Source organism: Pantoea sp. C8B4 (genome assembly GCF_051336905.1).
Taxonomy (GTDB): Bacteria; Pseudomonadota; Gammaproteobacteria; order Enterobacterales; family Enterobacteriaceae; genus Pantoea; species Pantoea rwandensis_B.
This window is the reverse complement of sequence record NZ_JBGMNK010000001.1, coordinates 363,006-384,700: the sequence shown is the minus strand read 5'-3', so window position 1 is coordinate 384,700 and position 21,695 is coordinate 363,006. Positions and strand designations below refer to the sequence as shown.

The window sequence follows — 21,695 nt, the reverse complement described above, 5'->3', positions numbered from 1 at the left end:
AAAGTTGAATTTCTAAATTTTACGTCATTTTAACGGGTTACGCTGGCGTGGCGCGCACGGGAATGCCGCTCACAAGCTCGATTGAAGAGACTATGCTTAATAAAGCAACAGTAAAAAACAGCACGAGATGATTATCCCTGCAAAACAAGAGGTTGAAGTGGTATCTGATATCACTACCATAGGGGGATAGCCTGAAAAGGCCCAGACTTACGAGGTAGCACTATGTCATCAGTAAATGCAGCTTCCTTTTCACCCGACGATTTCGTCTGGAAAGGGCTTACGCTGACCGAATCGGCAGCGAAACAGATTCTTAACCTGGTTGAGGCGGATCCTGAAGTTAAGGGCCTGAGATTGGGTGTGAAGCAGTCCGGCTGTGCCGGTTTTGGGTACGTTATGGATCTGACAAAAGAGCCAGCCGATGACGACCTGACGTTTGAGCAATTCGGCGCAAAATTATTTGTGCCTCTTCAGGCTATGCCGTTTGTTGACGGTACCGAACTGGATTATGTCCGTGAAGGCCTGAACCAGATTTTTAAATTCAACAACCCTAAAGCTCAGCACGCCTGCGGGTGCGGTGAGAGTTTTGGCGTCGAGTAAGTAAAATGTCACGACACAGCGAAGCATCTGACGATGTACAAACGTGGGAAGGTAGCCTGAATTATAAAGAAGGCTTCTTTACCCAGTTGCAAACCGACGAATTGGCACACGGCATCAATGAAGATGTGGTGCGTGCCATTTCGGCCAAACGTAACGAACCTGAGTGGATGCTGGAATTCCGCCTCAAGGCCTTCCGTGCCTGGTTAGAGATGGAAGAACCACATTGGTTGAAAGCCAACTACGCCTCACTCGATTATCAGGACTACAGCTACTATTCCGCGCCGTCTTGCGGCAATTGCGATGATAGTTGCGCGTCTGAACCGGGTGCGAAGCAAACGTCTGGCAGCGTAGCGTCAAGCGATTACCTGACGAAAGAAGTGGAAGACGCTTTCAATCAGTTGGGTGTTCCGGTACGTGAAGGACGTGAAGTCGCCGTTGATGCGATTTTTGACTCTGTTTCCGTATCCACCACCTATCGTGACAAACTGGCTGAGCAAGGCATTATCTTCTGCTCATTCGGTGAAGCGATTCACGATCATCCAGAGCTGGTGCAGAAGTATCTCGGTACTGTGGTTCCCCACAACGATAACTTCTTCGCAGCATTGAACTCTGCTGTGGCTTCAGACGGTACTTTTGTTTACATCCCCAAAGGCGTGCGTTGCCCGATGGAGCTGTCGACTTATTTCCGTATCAACGCGGCGAAAACGGGTCAGTTCGAACGTACCATTCTGATCGCCGATGAAGACAGCTATGTCAGCTACATCGAAGGCTGCTCCGCGCCGGTGCGTGACACTTACCAGCTGCACGCCGCAGTGGTTGAAGTGATCATCCACAAAAACGCCGAAGTGAAATATTCCACCGTACAGAACTGGTTCCCGGGCGGTGAAGGCGAGGGCGGTATCCTCAACTTCGTGACCAAGCGCGCGCTGTGTGAAGGCGACCACAGCAAGATGTCATGGACACAGTCAGAGACGGGATCAGCCATCACCTGGAAATACCCAAGCTGTATCCTGCGTGGTGATTACTCTGTGGGTGAATTCTACTCTGTCGCACTGACCAGCGGCCGTCAGCAGGCGGATACCGGTACCAAGATGATCCACATTGGTAAAAACACCAAGTCGACCATCATCTCGAAAGGGATCTCTGCCGGTAAGAGTGAGAACACTTATCGTGGTCTGGTAAAAATCATGCCAACCGCGACCAACGCGCGTAACTTCACCCAGTGTGACTCGATGCTGATTGGTGCCGAGTGCGGTGCGCACACCTTCCCGTATGTGGAAACGCGCAACAACACAGCACAGCTGGAACATGAAGCCACCACCTCGCGTATTGGCGAAGACCAGATGTTCTACTGCCTGCAGCGCGGCATTAGCGAAGAAGATGCGATCTCGATGATCGTCAACGGCTTCTGCAAAGATGTTTTCTCCGAGCTGCCACTGGAATTCGCCGTGGAAGCGCAAAAACTGTTGGCTATCAGCCTTGAGCACAGTGTGGGCTGATGCCACACGCGTTGCCGGAAGCAATGTGAAGGAAAGAGTATGTTAAGCATTAAAGATTTACAGGTTAGCGTTGAAGACAAAGAGATTTTGCGCGGTCTGAACCTTGAAGTGAAGCCGGGCGAAGTCCACGCCATCATGGGCCCTAACGGCTCGGGTAAAAGTACCCTGTCTGCAACGCTGGCAGGTCGTGAAGATTACGAAGTCACTGGCGGTTCGGTCAGTTTCCATGGCAAAGATCTGCTGGAACTCGAACCAGAAGAGCGCGCGGGCGAAGGCATCTTCATGGCGTTCCAGTACCCGGTCGAGATTCCGGGCGTCAGCAACCAATTCTTCCTGCAGACTTCTGTGAATGCGGTGCGCAAATACCGTGAGCAGGAAGAGCTGGATCGTTTTGATTTCCAGGACTTCATCGAAGACAAAATTAAACTGCTGAAGATGCCTGAAGATCTGCTGACCCGTTCAGTGAACGTTGGCTTCTCCGGTGGTGAGAAGAAGCGTAACGACATTCTGCAGATGGCCGCTCTTGAGCCAGAATTGTGCATCCTGGATGAAACCGACTCTGGTCTGGATATCGATGCGCTGAAAATCGTCGCTGAAGGCGTTAACAGCCTGCGTGACGGTAAGCGTTCATTCATTATCGTGACCCACTACCAGCGCATCCTGGATTACATCAAGCCAGATCACGTGCACGTGCTGTATCAGGGCAAAATCGTTAAGTCTGGCGATTTCTCGCTGGTTAAACAGCTGGAGGAGCAAGGCTATGGCTGGCTTACCGACGAAGAGTGATAACGCCCTGCAACAGTGGCATCACCTGTTTGAATCGCGCGGTGAGGTGCGTTCTCTGCAGGCACAGCAGCACTGGCAGCAATTAATGCGTGTCGGCTTGCCGACCCGTAAGCATGAAAACTGGAAATACACCGCGCTGGATGGCCTGTTCGCCAACCAGTTCGTGCTGCCAGAAGCGCAGACCGTTACGGCGGAGCAGGTTGCTGAATTGGCGCTGCCGGTGGATGCGGTGCGTCTGGTGTTTGTTGATGGCCGCTTCCAGCCTGAGCTGAGTGCGCGCGACACCGATCTGTTTGACGTGCAGCACAGCCGTGCGGCTGAACGCCGCCCGTTGCCGGCTGCGGTGCAGCCAGAAGTGTTCCTGCATCTGACCGAAAGCCTGGCGGAAGAAGTGACTTCCATTCGTCTGGCGCGCGGCAAGTCGGCGGCACGTCCGCTGTATTTACTGCACATCACCAGCGGCAAAGCCGATGCGTTGAACACCGTTCATCACCGCCATCATCTTGAGCTGGAGCAGAGCGCCGAAGCTGAAGTGATTGAGCATTACGTGACGCTGAACGGTGCGGCACACTTCACTGGTGCTCGCTTTACCTTTGCCGTCGCCGACAATGCCCAACTGAAACACATCAAGCTGGCGTTTGAAGAGAGCAGTAGCTATCACTTTGCACACAATGATATCGTGATTGGTCGTGATGCGCAGGTCAGCAGCACCAGCTTCCTGCTGGGTGCCGGCTTGTCTCGTCACAACACCAGCGTGCAGCTCAACGGTGAAAACACCCAGCTGTCACTGAACAGTCTGGTGCTGCCGATCAACGCAGAAGTGGCGGATACCCGCAGCTATCTGGAACACAACAAAGGCTACTGCCTGAGTCGTCAGCTGCACAAAACCATCTCGCGCGATAAGGGCCGTTCGATTTTCAACGGTCACATTAAAGTGGCGAAGCATGCACTGAAAACTGACGGACAGATGACCAACAACAACCTGTTGCTCGGTCGCCTGGCGGAAGTGGACACCAAGCCGCAGCTGGAAATCTATGCGGATGATGTGAAGTGCAGCCATGGCGCAACGATTGGCCGTATCGACGATGAGCAGATGTTCTATCTGCGCTCGCGTGGTATCCCTGAAGATGCCGCACAGCAGATGATTATCCATGCGTTCGCAGCTGAATTGACCGAACTGCTGGAAGAAGAACCGCTGCGCCAGCTGGTGCTGGAACGCATTAGTGCGCGTTTCCCTGGAGTTGAGTTATGACTTTCGATCTCGAACGAATCAGAGCGGAATTTCCGATTCTGAAACGTGAGGTCAACGGACATCCGCTGGCCTACCTTGATAGCGCGGCCAGCGCTCAGCGCCCGCTCGCGGTTATCAATGCGGAAAGTTATTTTTACCAGCACGGCTATGCCGCCGTGCACCGTGGCATCCACTCGCTCAGTGCGCAAGCCACCACCGATATGGAAAACGTGCGTACGCAAGCCTCGCGTTTTCTCAATGCGGCATCGCCAGAAGAGATTATCTTCGTTAAAGGCACCACTGAAGGCATCAATCTGGTGGCCAACAGTTGGGGCGGCAGTCAGCTGCAATCGGGTGATAACATCATCATCACGGAGATGGAGCACCACGCTAATATCGTGCCGTGGCAGATGGTGGCGCAACGCACCGGGGCTGAGATTCGCGTTCTGCCGCTTAACGAGCAAGGCGAATTAGCCCTTGAGCAACTGAGTGGGTTGATCGACAGCCGCACACGCCTGCTGGCGGTGACGCATGTTTCCAACGTGCTCGGTACCGTAAACCCGGTAAAAGCCATCGTCGCACAGGCGAAAGCCGCTGGCGTGATCACGCTGGTAGACGGTGCTCAGGCGGTGATGCATCACAAGGTGGATGTGCAGGATATCGATTGCGATTTCTACGTCTTCTCGGGCCATAAAATTTATGGGCCGACCGGCATCGGCGTACTGTATGCGCGTAAAGCACTGCAGGAGATCATGCCACCGTGGGAAGGCGGCGGTTCAATGATCGATCAGGTGATGCTGCCAACTGGCACCACCTGGAACAGCACGCCATGGCGTTTTGAAGCCGGCACACCGAATACCGGTGGCATTATCGGCTTGGGCGCGGCGCTGAACTGGATCAGTGAGCTGGGTTTAGATGTCATCAACGAACGTGAGACGTCACTGATGCGTTATGCATTAGATAAGCTCGCGTCGGTGCCAGACCTGATCATTTACGGTCCTGCACAGCGCAGTGGCGTGGTGGCATTCAACCTTGGTAAGCATCATGCATTCGATGTCGGGAGTTTCCTCGATCAATACGGCATTGCGATCCGCACCGGCCATCATTGTGCTATGCCACTGATGCGCCATTATGCGGTGCCCGCGATGTGTCGTGCCTCGTTTGCACTGTATAACAGTGAAGAAGAAGCCGATCGCCTGGCAGCAGGTTTGACGCGTATTCATCGTCTGCTGGGCGGTTGAGCAGATTTCAGGAGTTATCCATGGCGAATTTGCCAGAGAAAGAGAAGCTGGTGCGCAACTTTAACCGTTGCGCTAATTGGGAAGAGAAGTATCTCTACATCATTGAACTCGGTGCGAAATTACCAGAATCCTCTGAAAGCTTACAGCAGCCAGAGTATGTGATTTCCGGTTGCCAGAGCCAGGTGTGGATCCGCATGACCCCACAAGCTGATGGCACCATCGCCTTTGAAGGGGACAGTGATGCCGCCATCGTTAAGGGCTTGATTGCGGTGGTATTTAGCCTCTATCAGGGCTTGCAAGCGCAGGAGATTCTCGCGCTGGATGTCGGTCATTGGTTCGCAGAATTAGAGTTGACTCAACACCTCACTCCTACACGTTCTCAAGGATTGGAAGCGATGATTCGCGCGATCCGTCATAACGCTCAAAGCCTCAGCTAAGTTACACTCTCCAGACCCCGGCATGACCGGGGTCTGTTCCATCCGACAAAGAGAAAATTGCATGAAACCAGCGTTACGTTTAGCCGGTGCATTGCTGTTGTCCTGCTTCGGACTTTCTGCACCTGCATTTGCAACGGAATATCCCCTGCCAGCCGATAACAGCCGTTTAATTGGCGAGAATACCCTGACCACTGTCCCTGACGACAAACGGCCCTTAGAGAGCATCGCAGCGCATTATAAGATTGGGATGCTCGGCATGCTGGAGGCCAATCCTGGTGTCGATCCCTGGCTGCCCAAAGCGGGGACGCAACTGACGGTTCCATTACAAATGCTGCTGCCTGATGCACCTCGTGAAGGCATCGTCATCAACCTTGCGGAGCTGCGTCTCTACTACTATCCGAAAGGGGAGAATCGCGTGGTGGTGTATCCGATCGGAATCGGCCAGTTGGGCGCTGCGACACCCAGTATGGTCACCAGCATCAGCCAGAAAATCCCCAATCCCACCTGGACGCCTACCGTCAATATCCGCAAACGCTACGCGAAAGAGGGCATCACCTTACCGGGTGTCGTTCCGGCCGGGCCAGACAACCCGATGGGTCTGTTTGCGATGCGTCTGGCGCGCGGGACCGGCCAGTATTTGATCCACGGCACCAACGCCGATTTCGGTATTGGGATGCGCGTGAGCTCGGGCTGTATTCGTTTGCGTCCGGATGATATCGAAGCGCTGTTCAACAGTGTGCCGAAGGGAACGAGGGTGCAGATCGTTAACGAGCCGATCAAGTATGCGGTGGAACCGGATGGCAAGCGTTACGTAGAGGTGCATCAGCCGTTGTCGCGCAATGAGAAGGACGATCCGCAAACGATGCCGATTGCGTTGACCGCAAAATCTAAGGCGTTTATCAATAGCCAGAAGAGTGACACGGCACTGATCAAAGAGGCGATGGCGCGTCGTTCAGGGATGCCCGTACTGGTGAGCAGCGGCGAACCCGTTACGCAGGACACGGCGTTACCGGATGTACTGCAAACGCAGCAGAGTGGCGCTGGGGCAGGACAAGCGACCATCAGTCAGGCGATGGGTGAGAGCGGCGCGAAACCCTGATTCAGAACCAAAATCAGGACAAAAAAAATGGTGCCACATGGGCACCATTTTTCAAACCAGAACTCTTACTTACGGTAAGAGTGAGCCTGGTTGTCCAGACGCTGGTTAGCGCGAGCTGCGTCATCTTTAGCAGCCTGAACGTCAGAACGGATTGCGTTCACGTCGTTGCTCAGCTGGTCAACTTTAGCGTTCAGAGTCTGAACGTCTGAAGACAGCTGGTCGATTTTAGCGTTGCTTGAGCAACCAGCCAGCAGAGTTGAACCCAGAATTACCGCGCCCAGTACCAGTTTAGTACGATTCATTATTAATACCCTCTAGAATTGAGTTAATCTCCATGTAGCGTTACAAGTATTACACAAAGCTTTTTGAGTTGAGAATAAATTTTTGATGAGAACATGCTTAAATTTGATCGTTCGCTCAAAGAAGCAGCGTTTCGCAGAAGATGATGAAAATATTTAGCTAAAACAGAGAGATTTAATCGGACTAACCTTAATTGTGCGGGATATTGAATAGTTATTATCGATTGGAAAAATCTGGATTTTGTATTAGCGCAAGAATAAAAAAAGCGCCCCAAAAAGGCGCTTTTAAATAAAACTTCAGGCAAAAATCAGAGTACGTGGACTGAAGCGGTGTTGGTCGTGCCACTTGGAACCAGCGCACCTGATACCATCACCACAACGTCGCCTTTCTGTGCATAGCCACTTTCCAGCGCCATTTCCTTGCCAATACGGTAGAAATCATCCGTTGAGGCAATTTCAGTCACCAGACGCGTCTCTACGCCTTTGCTCAGAATCAGCTGACGTGCGGTGGTCGCATTGGTGGTCAGCGCCAGAATGGTGGCATCCGGGAAGTATTTACGAATCGCTTTGGCAGACTTACCGCCTTCGGTCGCCACCACAATAACAGGGGCTTCCAGCTTTTCTGCTGTTTCCACTGCGCCGCGACAAACCGCTTCAGTGATGCGCATTTTGCGTGAATCCTGCAGCTCACCGATGCGTGATTTCATTACGCGGTCGGTACGCTCACAGATGGTTGCCATGATAGTCACGGATTCCAGCGGGTAACGACCCTTAGCACTTTCGCCCGACAGCATTACCGCATCAGTACCATCAAGGATGGCGTTCGCCACGTCGCCTGCTTCCGCACGGGTAGGGCGTGGGTTCTTGATCATGGAATCCAGCATCTGCGTCGCAGTGATGACCACTTTGCGTGCTTTATTACATTTCTTGATCATCATCTTCTGCGCGAAGATCACTTCTTCAACCGGGATCTCAACACCCAGGTCACCACGTGCAACCATGATGCCGTCAGAGGCTTCCAGAATCTCTTCGAAGTTGTTCAGGCCTTCCTGGTTTTCGATTTTAGAGATGATCTGGATGTGCTCGCCGCCGTGGGCTTTCAGGTGCTCGCGAATTTCCAGTACATCCGAACGTTTACGGATAAAGGAAGCCGCCACGAAGTCAACGCCTTGCTCGCAGCCGAAGATCAGGTCACGTTTGTCTTTTTCAGCCAATGCTGGCAGCTGGATAGAAACACCTGGCAGGTTAACGCCTTTGTTTTCACCGAGGTCACCGTTGTTCAGCACATGACAGACGACAGTGTTTTCTGTCACTTCAGTCACCTGCATACCAATCAGGCCATCATCGACCAACACGGTGTTGCCGATTTTCAGGTCTTCGGTGAAGCCTGCATAGGTCACAGCAACACGTTCGCTGTTACCAATCACTGACTGATCGGTGGTGAAAGTGAAAGTCTGGCCGGCTTTCAATGCAACATCGTTGCCGCCTTCCAGCTTCATGGTACGAATTTCAGGACCTTTGGTGTCCAGCAGAATCGCGGCCTGACGACCGGTTTTTTCCATGACGGCACGCATGTTAGTGATGCGCTGACCATGTTCGGCATAATCCCCGTGAGAGAAGTTCAGGCGCATGACGTTCATGCCCGCTTCCAGCAGTTGAGTCAGCATCTCTTCAGATTCGGTTTTCGGACCGATAGTACAAACAATCTTGGTCTTTTTCATGTCAGGTTTTCTGTAAGTTGTGATGGATGATAGAGGTCGGGATTCGCAGCGCAAGGCAGCGAAGTGAAAATGTGTATGGTGTTGGTTTGGATCGTACAGGAGTAAGAATAGGTGACAGAGGCTAAGCGTGCAGAGAAGTTATGCAGTACGCGAGGGAACTGGCAGAGCAGTGTTGCGCAAATCATTTGAGTTGTTTGCATAGGCACGTTAGCGCTGAAACCTTTCAGGTGGACAACGCGGCATAGTATAGACGCTAAGTATGCGAAAACCAATATAAAAGCTGAGAGAGAAAACGATACAGATCAAGGAAAGGGGTGTTGCGCAAAGAGAGAGAAAACAAAGAGTGGTGCGCTCTAATGGACTCGAACCATCGACCCCCACCATGTCAAGGTGGTGCTCTAACCAACTGAGCTAAGAGCGCATTTTAGAAATTTGGTGCGTCCGAGTGGACTCGAACCACCGACCCCCACCATGTCAAGGTGGTGCTCTAACCAACTGAGCTACGGACGCACTTGGTGCGCTCTAATGGACTCGAACCATCGACCCCCACCATGTCAAGGTGGTGCTCTAACCAACTGAGCTAAGAGCGCAACATGCTGTCAGGGCGACAGCGGGGACGAATATTAACGGCAGGCCGCGATGCTGGCAAGGGAAAAAATGATTTTCCATGACGACTGACCAGCATCTGTGCGACCCGCTGTTTTTTTAGGCATTGCGGGAGCAAATAACGGCCTGTTCAGCCACTTAGCGGGCCGCGCGCGCCAAAATTATCTGCGCCGGCAAACGTTGCAACCGAAGAATACGCCAAATCATCATGACGGCAGCAGACGTCAGGCCGACAATAAATCCGCACCAGAATCCTGCTGGACCGAGTTGCGGTACCACCCAGTCGGTGAGCGCCAGAATATAACCCACCGGCAAACCCAGCACCCAATAGGCAATCAGGGTGATAAAGAAGATTGAGCGCGTATCTTTGTAGCCGCGCAGAATCCCGCTACCTATGACCTGAATGGAATCCGAGAACTGATAGATGGCAGCGAGCAGCATAAGCTGGGCGGCCAGCGTAATCACTTCTGGATTGGCGGTGTAAAGTGCGGCGATATGTTCACGGAAGGTGACGGTGAAGATCGCTGTGATAGCGGCCATGCTGATACCGACACCTTGTCCCGTCCATGCCGCCACGCGCGCCTGTTCAGTTGAGCCCTGCCCAAGACGATATCCCACGCGGATGGTGGTCGCGACACCGAGTGACAGTGGCAAAACGAACATCAGCGAACTGAAGTTCAGCGCAATCTGATGACCCGCGACTTTGACGATCCCCAGCGGAGAGACCAGCAGCGCGACCACCGCAAACAAAGTGACTTCAAAGAACAGAGCCAGCGCAACGGGTAACCCGAGGTTAAACAGCCGTGACAAAATGACACGTGAGGGCGGAGACCAGCGGCTGTTCATGCGAATATCGCGCATGCTCGCCATGCGTTTAACCCAGAAACGCATCACGATAAACATCACCCAGTAAACCGAGGCGGTGGCGACACCACAGCCAACGCCCCCGAGAGCGGGCATACCGAAATGACCATAAATGAACACGTAGTTCAGCGGAATGTTAACCAGCAAGCCTAAAAAGCCCAGCAGCATGGCTGGCTTGGTTTTTGATAATCCATCGCACTGATTACGTGCCACCTGGAAGAACAGGTAACCGGGTGCACCCCACAATAATGCATGCAGGTAGCCTTCGGCTTTCGCGGCCAGTTGCGGATCGATATCGTGCATGGCATGAATCAGATACCCTGCATTCCACAGCACCAGCATAATCAGCAAGGCGACTGCCAGCGCCAGCCAGTACCCCTGACGCACTTGTTCCGCGATGCGTTCGCGCCGTCCTGAACCGTTGAATTGTGCAACGGTGGGCGTCAACGCCAGCAGAAGACCATGACCAAACAGAATGGCGGGAAGCCAGATAGAGGTGCCGACAGCAACGGCGGCCATATCCGTGGCGCTCACCGCACCGGCCATAATGGTATCCACAAAACCCATCGCCGTCTGAGCCACCTGAGCAAGGATGACCGGGATCGCGAGGGCCAGCAATTGACGCGCTTCTGTTAAATACTTCTGCACGTAACACCTGCTTAAATTAAGAAGAGAAGAGGGGGATATCCCCAAAGAATGCGCGGCATAGTGTAGCGGTAGCGCTGCGTTCCACCAAACTTTGATCGCATTTTGTTAAGTTAATTGTGTAAAGTTTGAACTCCGGCAAATTAAACCGCGCAACCCAAGCTGTGATAAACTGACGCAAACTTCGCAGAGGCTGAAAGTATGTTTACTGGAATTGTGCAGGGCACGGCCGAAATTATCGCCGTGGAAGAAAAAGAGTTGTTTCGTACCCATATCGTTCGTCTGCCGGAAGAGCTCTTACCGGGATTAGCGTTGGGGGCATCGGTGGCGCACAACGGTTGCTGCCTGACGGTGACGGCGATTGAGGGCGATCGCGTGAGCTTCGACCTGATCAAAGAAACCCTGCGCATTACCAACCTGGGAGAATTAGCGGTTGGCGATGTAGTGAATATTGAGCGCGCGGCGAAGTTCAGTGATGAAATTGGCGGACATTTAATGTCTGGCCATATTATGACCACTGCTGAAATCTGCAAAATCATCCAGTCAGAAAATAACCGTGAAGTGTGGTTTAAATTGCAGGATGCTTCTCAGATCAAATATATCCTGCATAAAGGTTTCGTCGGTATCGATGGCATCAGCTTGACAGTGGGTGACGTCACCAAGAGTAAATTCTGCGTGCATCTGATTCCAGAAACCCTGGAGCGCACCACGCTGGGTGCGAAAAAACTGGGGCATAAGGTGAATATTGAGATCGATCCCCATACTCAGGCGATTGTCGAGACGGTGGAACGCGTGCTGGCTCAGCGCGAAGCTGCGGCCATTGCGCTGGCGCAAGCCGCAGACGCAGAGTAATCCAATAAAAAAGGCGCCGCGGCGCCTTTTCTCTTGCTGTCATTGATTAACGCGCAACGCGTAAACCACCTTCTTTACCGCGACTAAAGACCACCTGCCACAATTGGATGTCACGCGCGCGGAAAGCGCCGGCGCAAGCATTGAGGTAATAACTAAACATCCGTTTGAAGCGATCGCCATATTTTTCTTCAAGCTGCGGCCAGGACGCCAGGAACCGTTCATGCCATGCCATTAATGTGGTGTCATAATCCGCACCAAAATTATGCCAGTCTTCCATAATAAAATGTTTTTCGCTGGCATCCGCAATCTGGCGCACAGACGGTAAACATCCATTAGGGAAGATATATTTATCAATCCAGGGATCAACATTCATGTCGGTGGTGATGGCACCAATGGTATGCAGTAAAAATATGCCGTCTGGTTTGAGATTGCGATCGGCAACATCAAAATAAGTGGCATAGTTTTTCGGCCCCACGTGTTCAAACATCCCGACAGACACAATGCGATCAAACTGCAAATTCAAATCGCGGTAATCCTGCAGCAAGATGTTGACGTCCAACCCTTCGCAGCGTTGCTGTGCCAACTTCTGCTGTTCTGCGGAAATGGTCACACCCTGCACTTTAACACCGTAGTTGCGTGCGGCAAATTCCGCCAATCCGCCCCAGCCGCAGCCGATATCCAGCAGCGTCATGCCTGGCTCAAGCTGAAGCTTGCGGCAAATCATATCCAGTTTGGCAGACTGAGCCTGTTCCAGTGTTTCAGCGTCTTTCCAGTAACCGCAGGAATACTGCATAAAGGGATCGAGCATCAGTGAAAAAAGATCGTTACCGAGGTCGTAATGCTCTTTCCCGACAATCCAGGCACGTTTTTTCGACTGTAAATTGGTTAAACGCGCGGCCGCAATACGCAAGGTATCTTTAAAATGACGCGGGAGTTGTTTATCCAGATGGTGTTGCAGAACGCGATGGAAAAAGACATCTAATTGTTCGCATTCCCACCAGCCATCCATATAACTTTCGCCCAGACCTAGCGATCCTTCCTGCAAAACACGTTTGAAAAAATCCGGATGCTTGACCTGAATATCCCAGGGGCGTGTGCCATTGACTGCAACATCAGCGCGTTCCAGTAATTCGTTGACGATGCGAAACCAGTGGTTTTCTTCAAGGCTCACTTCTTCTATACACGATGAACTCATAGCTTCTCCATCACCCTTCCGATTTGAACCTGTGGAAATAATAGTCAATTTCCTAAGGCCTGTGAGAGAACTCACGGAAAATCCGTGCGCCAGATATCCGACGTTTTACAGAGGTATGAATCTGAATAGAAATGTCTGGCACCAATCAGGAGAGGAAGATCGTGCAGACGCCATCCCAGCGACAGAGTCGCTTAAAATTAATGCAATTATGTTATTGATTTGTTGCAGAAATGCTGACCCACTGAGTATATGCTCACGTGGGTCAATATTCAACGAGTTATCGTTAGTTTGCTAACGATAATCGTTGCATCAGTGATTATCTTCGCAGGGACGGGAGGTGTGAGCAATATCACTTTGTGCGTTTAGGCTGCGTTGCCAGATGAAACCGGCCCATGCCAGAACTACCGTGGCGACCATCACCAGTGTGGTGTTGTAAAGCGCTTGTTGTAATCCGGCCGAGACCAGCAGGCTGGCAATAAAGCACAAGCCCAGTTGCAGCAGGTTTTGGAGTCCCGCCGCCTTGCCTGTGGCATGTGGGAAGGGCGCTAATGCACTGGCCACCACAATCGGATAGATGGCGCCATTCGCCAGTGCCATGCCGCAGAAGGGCAGCAGCAGTGCAATCAAAGAGGGCGCGGGCATCATCGCGACGACAAACAGACTCAAAATGCTCAGGCTGTAGAGCACCAACAGCCATGGCAGCAGTTGTGACCCTTGATAACGGCTCAGCATCGCACGGCAACCAAAGCCACCAATCAGAAACGCAATGGTCTGCGGAATATAGCTCAGACCAATATCGGCGGGGGTTAAACCCGCTGACGCCAGGATGAAGGGCGAACCGGTTAACCAGGCAAAGAAACTGGCAGAACACGCCGAGTAAATCAGCACGTTGCCGCTGTAAACACGCGTGGTGAGCAGATTCAGCCAGCCGGGTTGCGGGGTATGATCGGCTTTGGTTTTTTTAGGCGCGGCAAGTTGCAAGGTTCCGATGATCAGCAGCACGGTGATGATCGTCAGCGCGATAAAGATGCTGCGCCAGTGGAAATGGCCCATCAGCCACGCTCCCAGTAAAGGGGCCAGCGCGGGGGAAAGGGCAACCAGCGGCATAATGGTGGCGAACACTTTGTTAGCCTGGGCTTTGGGATAGCGATCGACCACCAGTGCCTGCCAACTGACTGCAGCGGCGCACACACCAACAGCCTGCACAAAGCGCAGTGCCAGCATCATGTTGACGTCCGTCACCCATAACATCCCCAGGCAACCCAGGGCAAAAATCGTCAAACCTGCCAGTAAAATCGGTTTACGTCCAAAACGGTCTGACAGCGGTCCCCAGAATACCTGCGCGCAGGCAAATCCACCGAGAAACAGACTGAGGCTGGCGCTGATGGTGCCCGGTGCGGTGGCGAAGTCGCGTTGCATGTCCCCAAAGGCGGGCAGATACATATCCGTAGCGAGGAAGCCGAGCATACTGAGCACAGCAAGGTAGGGAATAAATCCTTTTGACGACAACATAGTGATTCTCATTGGCAGATTGAACGCCGGGGAGTGTAAAAGAGTGCGTCATTCTTTGTGAAACGCTAATATTTGCGCGGTGCTGTTAAAATTTTTGAAGGCAAAAATATGTGGTCTGAATATGCGCTGGAAGTGGTGGACGCTGTCGCGCGCAATGGCAGTTTTAGTGCTGCGGCCCAGGAGTTGCATCGCGTGCCCTCTGCCGTCAGCTACACGGTGCGCCAGCTGGAAACCTGGTTGGCCGTGCCGTTGTTTGAGCGTCAGCACCGTGAGGTGGTTTTAACCCCTGCAGGCGAGCATTTTGTGCGGGAAGGGCGATCTGTTATCAAAAAAATGCTGGCAACCCGCAGGCAGTGCCAGCAACTGGCGAATGGCTGGCGCGGACAACTCAGTATTGCCGTGGATTGCATTGTAAAACCACAGCGTACCCGGCAATTGGTAAAGGACTTTTACCGTCATTTCCCGGATATGGAATTGATTATCAGCTACGAGGTATTTAACGGTGTTTGGGATGCCTTAGCGGACGGGCGGGTCGATGTGGCGATTGGCGCCACCCAGGCGATCCCTGTAGGCGGACGTTTTGCGTTTCAGGACATGGGCGCCCTTAACTGGCGTTGTGTGGTCAGTCCCGACCATCCTCTGGCCGCGCATATCGAACTTAATGAAGAAGCGCTGCGTGCCTGGCCATCGCTGGTATTGGAAGATACCTCTCGCGCATTACCACGACGCATGACCTGGACATTGGATAATCAGCGGCGTTTGGTGGTGCCAGAGTGGGAAACGGGAATGGACTGTTTGCAGGCGGGATTGTGCGTGGGCATGGTGCCAGGCCACCTTGCGCGACCTTTACTCGACAATGGCGCGCTGGTGGAGTTATCACTGCCGCAGCCGTTTCCGGAAAGCCCCTGCTGCGTCAGCTGGTCAGAACAGCGCGCGTCACCCGCGCTGGAGTGGTTACTCGCCTATCTCGGCGATGCTGAAACGCTGAACCACGAATGGCTCAGCGAAAATCAGCATTAACGGCGGTAATCGCGGAATGGACCGTCCGCCACAGAGCGGCGCTCAATCAATGTTGGCTGCACTTCTATGGTTTGCGGCTCTTCGCGTTTGCTGGTAATACGATCCAGTAACATTTCCAGTGCTTTCTCGCCCAACTGAGCCTTCGGCTGGTGGACCGTGGTCAGCGCCGGGGTGAAATAGCGCGCGTTGCGCACGTTATCATAGCCAATAACGGAGATATCCTGCGGCACGCGCAGCCCCATCTCATCGGCGGCACAAATCGCGCCCATCGCCATGATATCGCCACCGCAGAACACGGCGGTCGGACGCTGTTTCTGATTAAGGATCTGCTGCATCGCCTGATAACCCGATTCTGGCTCGAAGTCGCCCTGAACCACCCATTCCGGCCGCACGGTCACACCGGCTTCGCTCATCGCCTGCAGGAAGCCCGCATGGCGCCCCCCGCCGGTGTTGCGCTCCATTTGGCCCGGAATGGCACCAATATCACGGTGGCCGCGCTCAATCAGGTAACGACCCGCCAGATAACCGCCGTGGAAGGCGTTATCCTGCACGGTATCGGTGAAGTCGCCGCGTGAGGCGCCCCAGTCCATGACCACCATCGGGATATTGCGGTTCTCTTCCAGCATCTGCAGCAAATCGTCAGGATACTCGGAGCACATGACTAACAGACCATCCACACGCTTTTGCGCCATCATCGACAGATAAGCGCGCTGCTTTTGTAAATCGTTATGTGCGTTGCCCAGAATCAAGGTATAGCCGCGTTCGAAACAGTGGTTCTCAACGGCTTCAATAATTTCGGCAAAATAGGGCGCTTCACTGGAGGTGGCCAACAGTCCCAGCGTTTTGGTGTGATTCACCTTCAAACTACGCGCAACGGCGCTCGGCGAATAGTGCAGCTCTTTGATCGCTTCCCATACGGCGTTACGCGTTTCCTCTGCGACAAAACGCGTTTTGTTGATGACATGCGAAACGGTGGTAGTTGATACACCGGCGCGTTTCGCTACATCTTTAATTGTTGCCATGAAAAAGGTACTCCCCGGCTTATCGCAACTTACTGATAAGTATATTGTTAAACGTTTGCGTCTGCGAAGGGTTTTACGCCCTAAAAAGGGGGAAAATCTGCCGTTTCAGGCAGGGAAAACCACTTCAGCAGGCTGTAAATACAGCATGCGCAAAATCAGTTGCGCAACGAAAGGCGGCGATTCTAGCAAGCCAACGCGGATAAGACGAGATTTTTGCCCACCGCTGTGCGAAAATTGTTTTAACCCTAATAAATGTGTGACTAAGGAGTAGTGATGAGTACAGATTTAAAGCTGGCGCTAATGACCACGGTTGGCGCACTGTTGATGATTATTGCGTTTAGCTTCACCGCCATTCTTCATTAATTCAAATCGCATCAATAAAAAAAGCCGGCACTGATTAAGCGTCCGGCTTTTTTTGTGGCAAGAGCCACAGGATGTTGTTGCGCAACAATTAGCGAATAGTTTTTGGTGTCATCATACGGCGCGCACCCACATAGTGTTTCTGCCAGTAGTCTTCGCCTAATGCACTAATTTGAATGTCTTTACCGGTGCGTGGAGACTGGATGAATTTACCGTTGCCGAGGTAAACGCCCACATGATCGGCAGTCCCGCGATTATTGATGCGGAAGAATACCAAATCCCCTTTCTCCAGCATCTCACGCTTAATAGGTGCGGCATCGTGCAGGTGATACATCTCATTCGCCGTGCGCGGGAATTTGTATTTGACGAGATCTTTATAGGCATACCACACCAAACCACTGCAATCGAAACCGGTATGGGGTGAGGTGCCACCCCACTGGTAAGGCTTGCCCAGTTGTCCCATCAACTTCGTCATCGCGGTTTCGCGTGCCTTTTGGTAGCGCAAGCGGTGGGATTTGCTCATCTTAATGCCAGTGAGTCCCTGAACTTCATCGTCCACATCTGGGGACTTTTTCGCGAGGCGTTGATGGCCATACTTTTTCAATGGCGACTTCAGCAGGGATTTTTTGCGGCTGGATTTGTTTAAGGCGGTTTCGGTTTTACTCTGCTTTTTCAGCTTGAGCTTCTGCACGGTAGTCAGGCGAGACTTTTTAGCCGTTGTTTTAACCGGGCGTCGCTTGCGGCGCTCATCTTCGCGCGCACTTTTTTTCTCGGCGTTATGCAAACTGGCATTAATCGGGGCATGCTGGGAAGCAGAAGCCACGTTAAAGAACAGTTGGGCAAAGGCCAGTATGAAAAGCGTAATCAGTAAACGCATAGTCCGGTTACAGGTTAAGCAGTCTGGCAAAAAGCAGGCTGCGGCAGAGTAAGAGAAATCTGATCAACGATCAGCGCCGAAGCAATTCTAATCCACTTTTTTTCCAAAAGGTAAGGCCTTTTTCCATTAATCTGTTACCAGGCAGATAATGTCGCTAAATTGAGCGATTTCAGCTGTTTAACGCAGCGAAATTATTGCTAATTATTAATTTGTTCATGCTTATTAATGATAGGAAAATGTTATCTATCCTGTTTGCACTTAACAAACATGGCGATCAGCCGGTCGGTAACGCAAAATCCCGTTTTCAGTGTGGGGCTGAAGTCGCTACAATAAACAAACACGAAGTGAAGGATTAAGGAAGGCAATAATGAGTACTGTTGAAAAAATTCAGCGCCAGATCGCAGAAAACCCGATTCTGTTATACATGAAAGGTTCCCCGAAACTGCCAAGCTGCGGTTTCTCTGCACAGGCTGTGCAGGCGCTTTCTGCCTGTGGTGAGCGCTTCGCGTATGTTGATATCCTGCAGAACCCGGATATCCGCGCTGAAATGCCGAAATTCGCTAACTGGCCAACCTTCCCGCAGCTGTGGGTTGATGGTGAGCTGGTCGGCGGTTGCGACATCATCGTTGAGATGTTCCAGCGTGGCGAATTGCAGCCGCTGGTGAAAGAAACCGCTGAGAAGTATAAAGAAGCGGAATAATTGCGAAGGCCGACAAATGTCGGCCTTTTATTTGAAAATCAATCGTTCAATCGTTCAATCAGCCCATCAGGCAGAGGCGTCGTCTTCGGTCTGCTCTTCACTGAAAGCCAGTGGCCAACCTCCCAAACGTTTCCAGCGATTGACCAGCTCACAGAACAGCGTGGCCGTTTGTTCAGTGTCGTAGAGCGCCGAGTGCGCCTGTGTGCTGTCAAACTCCATCCCCGCTGCTTTACAGGCTTTCGCCAGCACGGTCTGTCCCAATACTAAACCGCTCAGTGCTGCAGTATCAAAGGTCGCAAAAGGGTGGAAGGGATTTCGCTTCAGGCTGGCGCGTTCGGCCGCTGCCATCACAAAATTCAAATCGAAGGTGGCATTGTGCGCCACGATAATCGCGCGATTGCAGCCATGATCTTTGGTGCCTTTACGTACCATCTTGAAAATGGCATGCAGCGCCTCGTACTCGCTTACCGCACCACGTAAAGGGTTGGAGGGATCGATGCCCGTAAACGCCAGCGCCGCAGGATTAAGGATCGCGCCTTCGAACGGCTCAACGTGAAAGTGCAGGGTTTCATCACGGTGTAACCAACCGTCCTCATCCATCTTAAGCGTGGTCGCTGCAATTTCCAGCAGCGCATCGGTTTGCGCGTTAAAGCCGGCAGTTTCGACGTCAATAACCACAGGATAAAAACCACGGAAGCGTTGATGAAGAGCGTTTAAGGCGTTCGATTCAGACATCAGGATCTCATAGCAAGAAATGGGGCAGCGTGCATTATGGCAAAAATTACGGGAGGGTGCAGCAGGAGAGGGAAGTCAGCCTGCAAATTAGCAGACTGACTAACGGCATCAATGACCGAGGCCGTGACCAGCGTGTTTGTTTTCGATCAGCTCGATTTTGTAACCATCGGGATCTTCAACAAAAGCAATGATGGTGGTGCCGCCTTTAACCGGACCGGCTTCACGCGTTACGTTGCCACCGACACTGCGGATACGTTCACAGGTCTCTGCAACGTTATCGACGCCCAGCGCAATATGGCCATAAGCATTGCCGAGGTCATACTTATCAACGCCCCAGTTGTAGGTCAGTTCGATCACCGCGCCTTCACTCTCTTCGGTGTAACCAACGAAAGCCAGGGTGTATTTGTATTCGGTGTTTTCGCTTTGACGCAGTACGCGCATGCCCAGTACACGAGTATAAAAATCGATAGAACGTTGCAGATCGCCAACGCGTAACATGGTGTGAAGTAAACGCATAACATCCTCTTTTGAAAAGTCATCAGGGAATGACAAAGACTAGCAAGTATAGCCAGTTAATGCCCTGAAGAAACAGCACTGCCGCACATCCGGTGCGGCAGCCTGATTCTTACAGGGTTGGGTAATCCGTATAGCCCTCAGCGCCGCCGCCGTAGAAGCTTTCCGGGCGCTGTGGATTCAGCGGTGCGTCTTGCTGCAGACGCTCAACCAAATCCGGGTTAGCAATAAAGTCGCGACCAAAGGCCACAGCATCGATTAAGCCGCGCGCAATCAGGTCGTCGGCTTTTTCAACGGTGTATGCACCCGCACCGATGATCACGCCAGGGAACAGCGCACGAACTTTAGCACGGAAAGCATCGCTGTAAGGCTGGCCACCGGCCCAGTCTGGTTCGGAAAGGTGCAGATACGCCAGGCCACGCTGCCCCAGTTCGGAGATGTACCACAGCGCTGCTGCTTCTTCGTCTGCACCATTTTCCAGATTCTGGAAGGCACCAATTGGCGAAATACGGATGCCGATACGATCGGCAGACCAGTTCGCAATCGCCGCATCCACCACTTCCAGCGCAAAACGACCACGCTTCTCGATCGAGCCGCCGTATTCATCGGTACGCTGGTTAGAACCCGGCGCCAGGAACTGATGCATCAGGTAGCCGTGGGCTGAATGCAGTTCCAGCAGGTCGAAATCGGCTTCACGCGCGTTCGCTGCCGCCTGGCCGAAATCTTTAACGATCTGCTGAATTTCTGCCACGCTCAGTTCACGTGGCAGTGAGGTGTCCTCACGGTAAACGGTGCCATCTTCAGCACGCAGTGAAGTACGGGTACCGGCAACAATAGCTGAAGGGGCGACGGGCGCTTTGCCTTCAGGCTGAACGCTGTTGTGCGAAATGCGGCCGGTGTGCCACAGTTGCACCGCGCTGTGACCCTTCGCGGCGTGAATGCTTTCATTGATCACTTTCCACGCGGCGATTTGCTGCTGAGTATGCAAACCCGGTGCGCCAGCATAACCTTTCGCCTGGAAAGAGATCTGCGTTGCTTCAGTAATGATCAGACCGGCGCTGGCGCGCTGCTGATAATATTCCGCCATCAGCGGAGTAGGAATGTCGCCGGGCTCGATGCTGCGCAGACGCGTCAGCGGTGCCATGAAGACACGGTTAGGTACGGTAATCGCGCCCACTTTAAGTGGGGAGAACAGCTGTTTACTCGCCATGATGACTCCTGTAAGTAGACCGGTCGTCTAGAAACTGCGGTTTTTAAAAATCAGTGGCCATTCAGCCACTGTTCAATGGTTTCAAGTGCCAGGCTTATCGGCCCTGGCTCTCGTGAAATTTTGCTTTGTAAACTGGCACCCAGCCATAACAAATAACAGCGCTGGGCCAGTTGCTCGGGCGTTTGTCCGTAAGGTAGCGCCTGTTCAGCAGCGACCTCACTCAGACAGCGTGCGTAAATTGCGATAGTTGCGCTGGCACCGTGTTGTAACGCATCGCGCATCGGCTCTGACAAATCACACACTTCCGCTGATAACTTGACGCCGAGGCAGCCTACTATATGACCCTGCTCGATAAACAGCGTTGCGCCATAGCGGAAGTGCGCCAGCAAACGTTCCCGTGCCGATAAACCCGGCTGACTTAACTGCTGTTCAATCTGTTGCAGATAGTGAACGAAATAGCGCTCCAGCAATGCGACGCCAAAAGCTTCTTTGGAGCGGAAGTAGTGGTAAAACGAGCCTTTCGGCACTTCCGCCAGCGCCAGCATTTCGCTTAGCCCCATTCCGGTAAAACCGCGTTGCAGACAAACCTGCTCGCCAGTAGCGAGCAGATGTTCACGGGTTTCGTTGCGTTGCACAGTTTTGTTCATGGACCACACAGTATTAGACCAGTCGGT

22 protein-coding genes and 3 tRNA genes are annotated in these 21,695 nt (G+C 52.6%); 11 read left to right on the top strand and 14 right to left on the bottom strand.

Features of this window, described 5'->3' with window-relative positions; translation table 11 throughout:
• Positions 1-222 precede the first annotated feature (222 nt).
• The 7 genes from sufA (at position 223) to ACCW76_RS01690 (ending at position 6,890) form a co-directional block, all read left to right on the top strand.
• Entirely contained in the window at positions 223-597 is a 375-nt protein-coding gene (gene sufA / locus ACCW76_RS01720) for a Fe-S cluster assembly scaffold SufA (RefSeq protein ID WP_038647312.1), read from the top strand.
• A 5-nt stretch (positions 598-602) separates the two neighbouring features.
• Positions 603-2,096 carry a Fe-S cluster assembly protein SufB gene (sufB, locus tag ACCW76_RS01715; RefSeq protein WP_038647310.1) on the top strand — a complete coding sequence of 498 codons (1,494 nt, stop codon included), beginning with the start codon at positions 603-605 and terminating at the stop codon, positions 2,094-2,096.
• A gap of 39 nt (positions 2,097-2,135) precedes the next feature.
• Complete coding sequence (gene sufC / locus ACCW76_RS01710) at positions 2,136-2,882, top strand: Fe-S cluster assembly ATPase SufC (protein WP_034821684.1); 747 nt, start codon at positions 2,136-2,138, stop codon at positions 2,880-2,882.
• Positions 2,857-4,134 carry a Fe-S cluster assembly protein SufD gene (sufD, locus tag ACCW76_RS01705; RefSeq protein ID WP_038647308.1) on the top strand — a complete coding sequence of 426 codons (1,278 nt, stop codon included), beginning with the start codon at positions 2,857-2,859 and terminating at the stop codon, positions 4,132-4,134. The genes sufC and sufD overlap by 26 nt, the downstream gene beginning before the upstream one ends.
• Positions 4,131-5,354 (top strand): cysteine desulfurase SufS, encoded by a 1,224-nt coding sequence (gene sufS, locus ACCW76_RS01700; RefSeq protein WP_038647306.1) that lies wholly within the window; start codon positions 4,131-4,133, stop codon positions 5,352-5,354. The genes sufD and sufS overlap by 4 nt, the downstream gene beginning before the upstream one ends.
• A 20-nt stretch (positions 5,355-5,374) precedes the next feature.
• Positions 5,375-5,791 carry a cysteine desulfuration protein SufE gene (sufE, locus tag ACCW76_RS01695; RefSeq protein ID WP_038647304.1) on the top strand — a complete coding sequence of 139 codons (417 nt, stop codon included), beginning with the start codon at positions 5,375-5,377 and terminating at the stop codon, positions 5,789-5,791.
• Positions 5,792-5,852: 61 nt separating this feature from the next.
• Complete coding sequence (locus ACCW76_RS01690; RefSeq protein WP_038647302.1) at positions 5,853-6,890, top strand: L,D-transpeptidase family protein; 1,038 nt, start codon at positions 5,853-5,855, stop codon at positions 6,888-6,890.
• A 65-nt stretch (positions 6,891-6,955) separates the two neighbouring features.
• Here the strand turns inward: ACCW76_RS01690 and ACCW76_RS01685 are convergent, their stop codons facing one another.
• The 6 genes from ACCW76_RS01685 to ACCW76_RS01660 all read right to left on the bottom strand — a co-directional run bounded on the left by ACCW76_RS01685 (position 6,956) and on the right by ACCW76_RS01660 (position 11,028).
• Positions 6,956-7,192, bottom strand: a complete 237-nt coding sequence (locus ACCW76_RS01685) for a major outer membrane lipoprotein (protein ID WP_007374746.1) — start codon at positions 7,190-7,192, stop codon at positions 6,956-6,958.
• Positions 7,193-7,497: 305 nt separating this feature from the next.
• Complete coding sequence (gene pykF / locus ACCW76_RS01680) at positions 7,498-8,910, bottom strand: pyruvate kinase PykF (RefSeq protein ID WP_436337567.1); 1,413 nt, start codon at positions 8,908-8,910, stop codon at positions 7,498-7,500.
• 344 nt (positions 8,911-9,254) lie between these two features.
• Positions 9,255-9,331 (bottom strand) — tRNA-Val (locus ACCW76_RS01675).
• 12 nt (positions 9,332-9,343) lie between these two features.
• Positions 9,344-9,420 (bottom strand) — tRNA-Val (locus ACCW76_RS01670).
• 3 nt (positions 9,421-9,423) lie between these two features.
• A tRNA-Val gene (locus tag ACCW76_RS01665) sits at positions 9,424-9,500 on the bottom strand.
• A 154-nt stretch (positions 9,501-9,654) separates the two neighbouring features.
• On the bottom strand, positions 9,655-11,028 hold the full coding sequence (locus tag ACCW76_RS01660; RefSeq protein WP_200537318.1) for an MATE family efflux transporter: 1,374 nt from the start codon (positions 11,026-11,028) through the stop codon (positions 9,655-9,657).
• Between the two features lie 198 nt (positions 11,029-11,226).
• Between ACCW76_RS01660 and ACCW76_RS01655 the strand changes: the two genes are divergently transcribed.
• Positions 11,227-11,877 (top strand): riboflavin synthase, encoded by a 651-nt coding sequence (locus ACCW76_RS01655; protein ID WP_034821656.1) that lies wholly within the window; start codon positions 11,227-11,229, stop codon positions 11,875-11,877.
• Between the two features lie 46 nt (positions 11,878-11,923).
• On the opposite strand, the gene cfa is transcribed toward ACCW76_RS01655, so the two are convergent.
• Complete coding sequence (gene cfa, locus ACCW76_RS01650) at positions 11,924-13,072, bottom strand: cyclopropane fatty acyl phospholipid synthase (protein WP_436337566.1); 1,149 nt, start codon at positions 13,070-13,072, stop codon at positions 11,924-11,926.
• A gap of 309 nt (positions 13,073-13,381) precedes the next feature.
• Positions 13,382-14,584 carry a purine nucleoside transporter PunC gene (gene punC / locus ACCW76_RS01645; RefSeq protein WP_045813977.1) on the bottom strand — a complete coding sequence of 401 codons (1,203 nt, stop codon included), beginning with the start codon at positions 14,582-14,584 and terminating at the stop codon, positions 13,382-13,384.
• 108 nt (positions 14,585-14,692) lie between these two features.
• On the opposite strand from punC, the gene punR reads away from it, so the two are divergent.
• A complete protein-coding gene (punR, locus tag ACCW76_RS01640; protein ID WP_436337565.1) occupies positions 14,693-15,604 on the top strand; it encodes a DNA-binding transcriptional activator PunR in 912 nt (303 codons plus the stop codon).
• Here punR and purR read toward each other — a convergent pair.
• Positions 15,601-16,626, bottom strand: a complete 1,026-nt coding sequence (purR, locus tag ACCW76_RS01635) for an HTH-type transcriptional repressor PurR (protein ID WP_038647288.1) — start codon at positions 16,624-16,626, stop codon at positions 15,601-15,603. The two genes, punR and purR, sit on opposite strands and share 4 nt — an antisense overlap.
• A 273-nt stretch (positions 16,627-16,899) precedes the next feature.
• Here purR and ACCW76_RS01630 point away from each other — a divergent pair, with 273 nt between their 5' ends.
• Complete coding sequence (locus tag ACCW76_RS01630) at positions 16,900-16,989, top strand: YnhF family membrane protein (RefSeq protein ID WP_097119278.1); 90 nt, start codon at positions 16,900-16,902, stop codon at positions 16,987-16,989.
• Between the two features lie 88 nt (positions 16,990-17,077).
• Here the strand turns inward: ACCW76_RS01630 and ACCW76_RS01625 are convergent, their stop codons facing one another.
• On the bottom strand, positions 17,078-17,863 hold the full coding sequence (locus tag ACCW76_RS01625; RefSeq protein WP_045834204.1) for a C40 family peptidase: 786 nt from the start codon (positions 17,861-17,863) through the stop codon (positions 17,078-17,080).
• Between the two features lie 364 nt (positions 17,864-18,227).
• On the opposite strand from ACCW76_RS01625, the gene ACCW76_RS01620 reads away from it, so the two are divergent.
• Positions 18,228-18,563, top strand: a complete 336-nt coding sequence (locus ACCW76_RS01620) for a Grx4 family monothiol glutaredoxin (protein ID WP_197079559.1) — start codon at positions 18,228-18,230, stop codon at positions 18,561-18,563.
• A 66-nt stretch (positions 18,564-18,629) separates the two neighbouring features.
• On the opposite strand, the gene rnt is transcribed toward ACCW76_RS01620, so the two are convergent.
• From rnt to ACCW76_RS01600, 4 genes are all read right to left on the bottom strand, one after another.
• Positions 18,630-19,298 carry a ribonuclease T gene (gene rnt / locus ACCW76_RS01615; RefSeq protein WP_045813980.1) on the bottom strand — a complete coding sequence of 223 codons (669 nt, stop codon included), beginning with the start codon at positions 19,296-19,298 and terminating at the stop codon, positions 18,630-18,632.
• 108 nt (positions 19,299-19,406) lie between these two features.
• Positions 19,407-19,814 (bottom strand): lactoylglutathione lyase, encoded by a 408-nt coding sequence (gene gloA, locus ACCW76_RS01610; RefSeq protein WP_034821634.1) that lies wholly within the window; start codon positions 19,812-19,814, stop codon positions 19,407-19,409.
• Between the two features lie 109 nt (positions 19,815-19,923).
• Positions 19,924-21,021, bottom strand: a complete 1,098-nt coding sequence (locus tag ACCW76_RS01605) for an alkene reductase (protein ID WP_436337564.1) — start codon at positions 21,019-21,021, stop codon at positions 19,924-19,926.
• A 50-nt stretch (positions 21,022-21,071) separates the two neighbouring features.
• Positions 21,072-21,668 (bottom strand): TetR/AcrR family transcriptional regulator, encoded by a 597-nt coding sequence (locus tag ACCW76_RS01600; protein WP_038647277.1) that lies wholly within the window; start codon positions 21,666-21,668, stop codon positions 21,072-21,074.
• Between the last annotated feature and the right edge of the window lie 27 nt (positions 21,669-21,695).

Bases quoted from the DNA above. Each gene is read 5' to 3' on its own strand.
- ACCW76_RS01605 (WP_436337564.1), bottom strand. From the start codon at position 21,021: ATGGCGAGTAAACAGCTGTTCTCCCCACTTAAAGTGGGCGCGATTACC.
- cfa (WP_436337566.1), bottom strand. From the start codon at position 13,072: ATGAGTTCATCGTGTATAGAAGAAGTGAGCCTTGAAGAAAACCACTGG.
- punC (WP_045813977.1), bottom strand. From the start codon at position 14,584: ATGTTGTCGTCAAAAGGATTTATTCCCTACCTTGCTGTGCTCAGTATG.
- ACCW76_RS01685 (WP_007374746.1), bottom strand. From the start codon at position 7,192: ATGAATCGTACTAAACTGGTACTGGGCGCGGTAATTCTGGGTTCAACT.
- punR (WP_436337565.1), top strand. From the start codon at position 14,693: ATGTGGTCTGAATATGCGCTGGAAGTGGTGGACGCTGTCGCGCGCAAT.
- sufC (WP_034821684.1), top strand. From the start codon at position 2,136: ATGTTAAGCATTAAAGATTTACAGGTTAGCGTTGAAGACAAAGAGATT.
- ACCW76_RS01655 (WP_034821656.1), top strand. From the start codon at position 11,227: ATGTTTACTGGAATTGTGCAGGGCACGGCCGAAATTATCGCCGTGGAA.
- sufE (WP_038647304.1), top strand. From the start codon at position 5,375: ATGGCGAATTTGCCAGAGAAAGAGAAGCTGGTGCGCAACTTTAACCGT.
- sufD (WP_038647308.1), top strand. From the start codon at position 2,857: ATGGCTGGCTTACCGACGAAGAGTGATAACGCCCTGCAACAGTGGCAT.
- pykF (WP_436337567.1), bottom strand. From the start codon at position 8,910: ATGAAAAAGACCAAGATTGTTTGTACTATCGGTCCGAAAACCGAATCT.
- ACCW76_RS01690 (WP_038647302.1), top strand. From the start codon at position 5,853: ATGAAACCAGCGTTACGTTTAGCCGGTGCATTGCTGTTGTCCTGCTTC.
- rnt (WP_045813980.1), bottom strand. From the start codon at position 19,298: ATGTCTGAATCGAACGCCTTAAACGCTCTTCATCAACGCTTCCGTGGT.
- purR (WP_038647288.1), bottom strand. From the start codon at position 16,626: ATGGCAACAATTAAAGATGTAGCGAAACGCGCCGGTGTATCAACTACC.
- ACCW76_RS01600 (WP_038647277.1), bottom strand. From the start codon at position 21,668: ATGAACAAAACTGTGCAACGCAACGAAACCCGTGAACATCTGCTCGCT.
- ACCW76_RS01630 (WP_097119278.1), top strand. From the start codon at position 16,900: ATGAGTACAGATTTAAAGCTGGCGCTAATGACCACGGTTGGCGCACTG.
- sufB (WP_038647310.1), top strand. From the start codon at position 603: ATGTCACGACACAGCGAAGCATCTGACGATGTACAAACGTGGGAAGGT.
- sufS (WP_038647306.1), top strand. From the start codon at position 4,131: ATGACTTTCGATCTCGAACGAATCAGAGCGGAATTTCCGATTCTGAAA.
- ACCW76_RS01625 (WP_045834204.1), bottom strand. From the start codon at position 17,863: ATGCGTTTACTGATTACGCTTTTCATACTGGCCTTTGCCCAACTGTTC.
- gloA (WP_034821634.1), bottom strand. From the start codon at position 19,814: ATGCGTTTACTTCACACCATGTTACGCGTTGGCGATCTGCAACGTTCT.
- sufA (WP_038647312.1), top strand. From the start codon at position 223: ATGTCATCAGTAAATGCAGCTTCCTTTTCACCCGACGATTTCGTCTGG.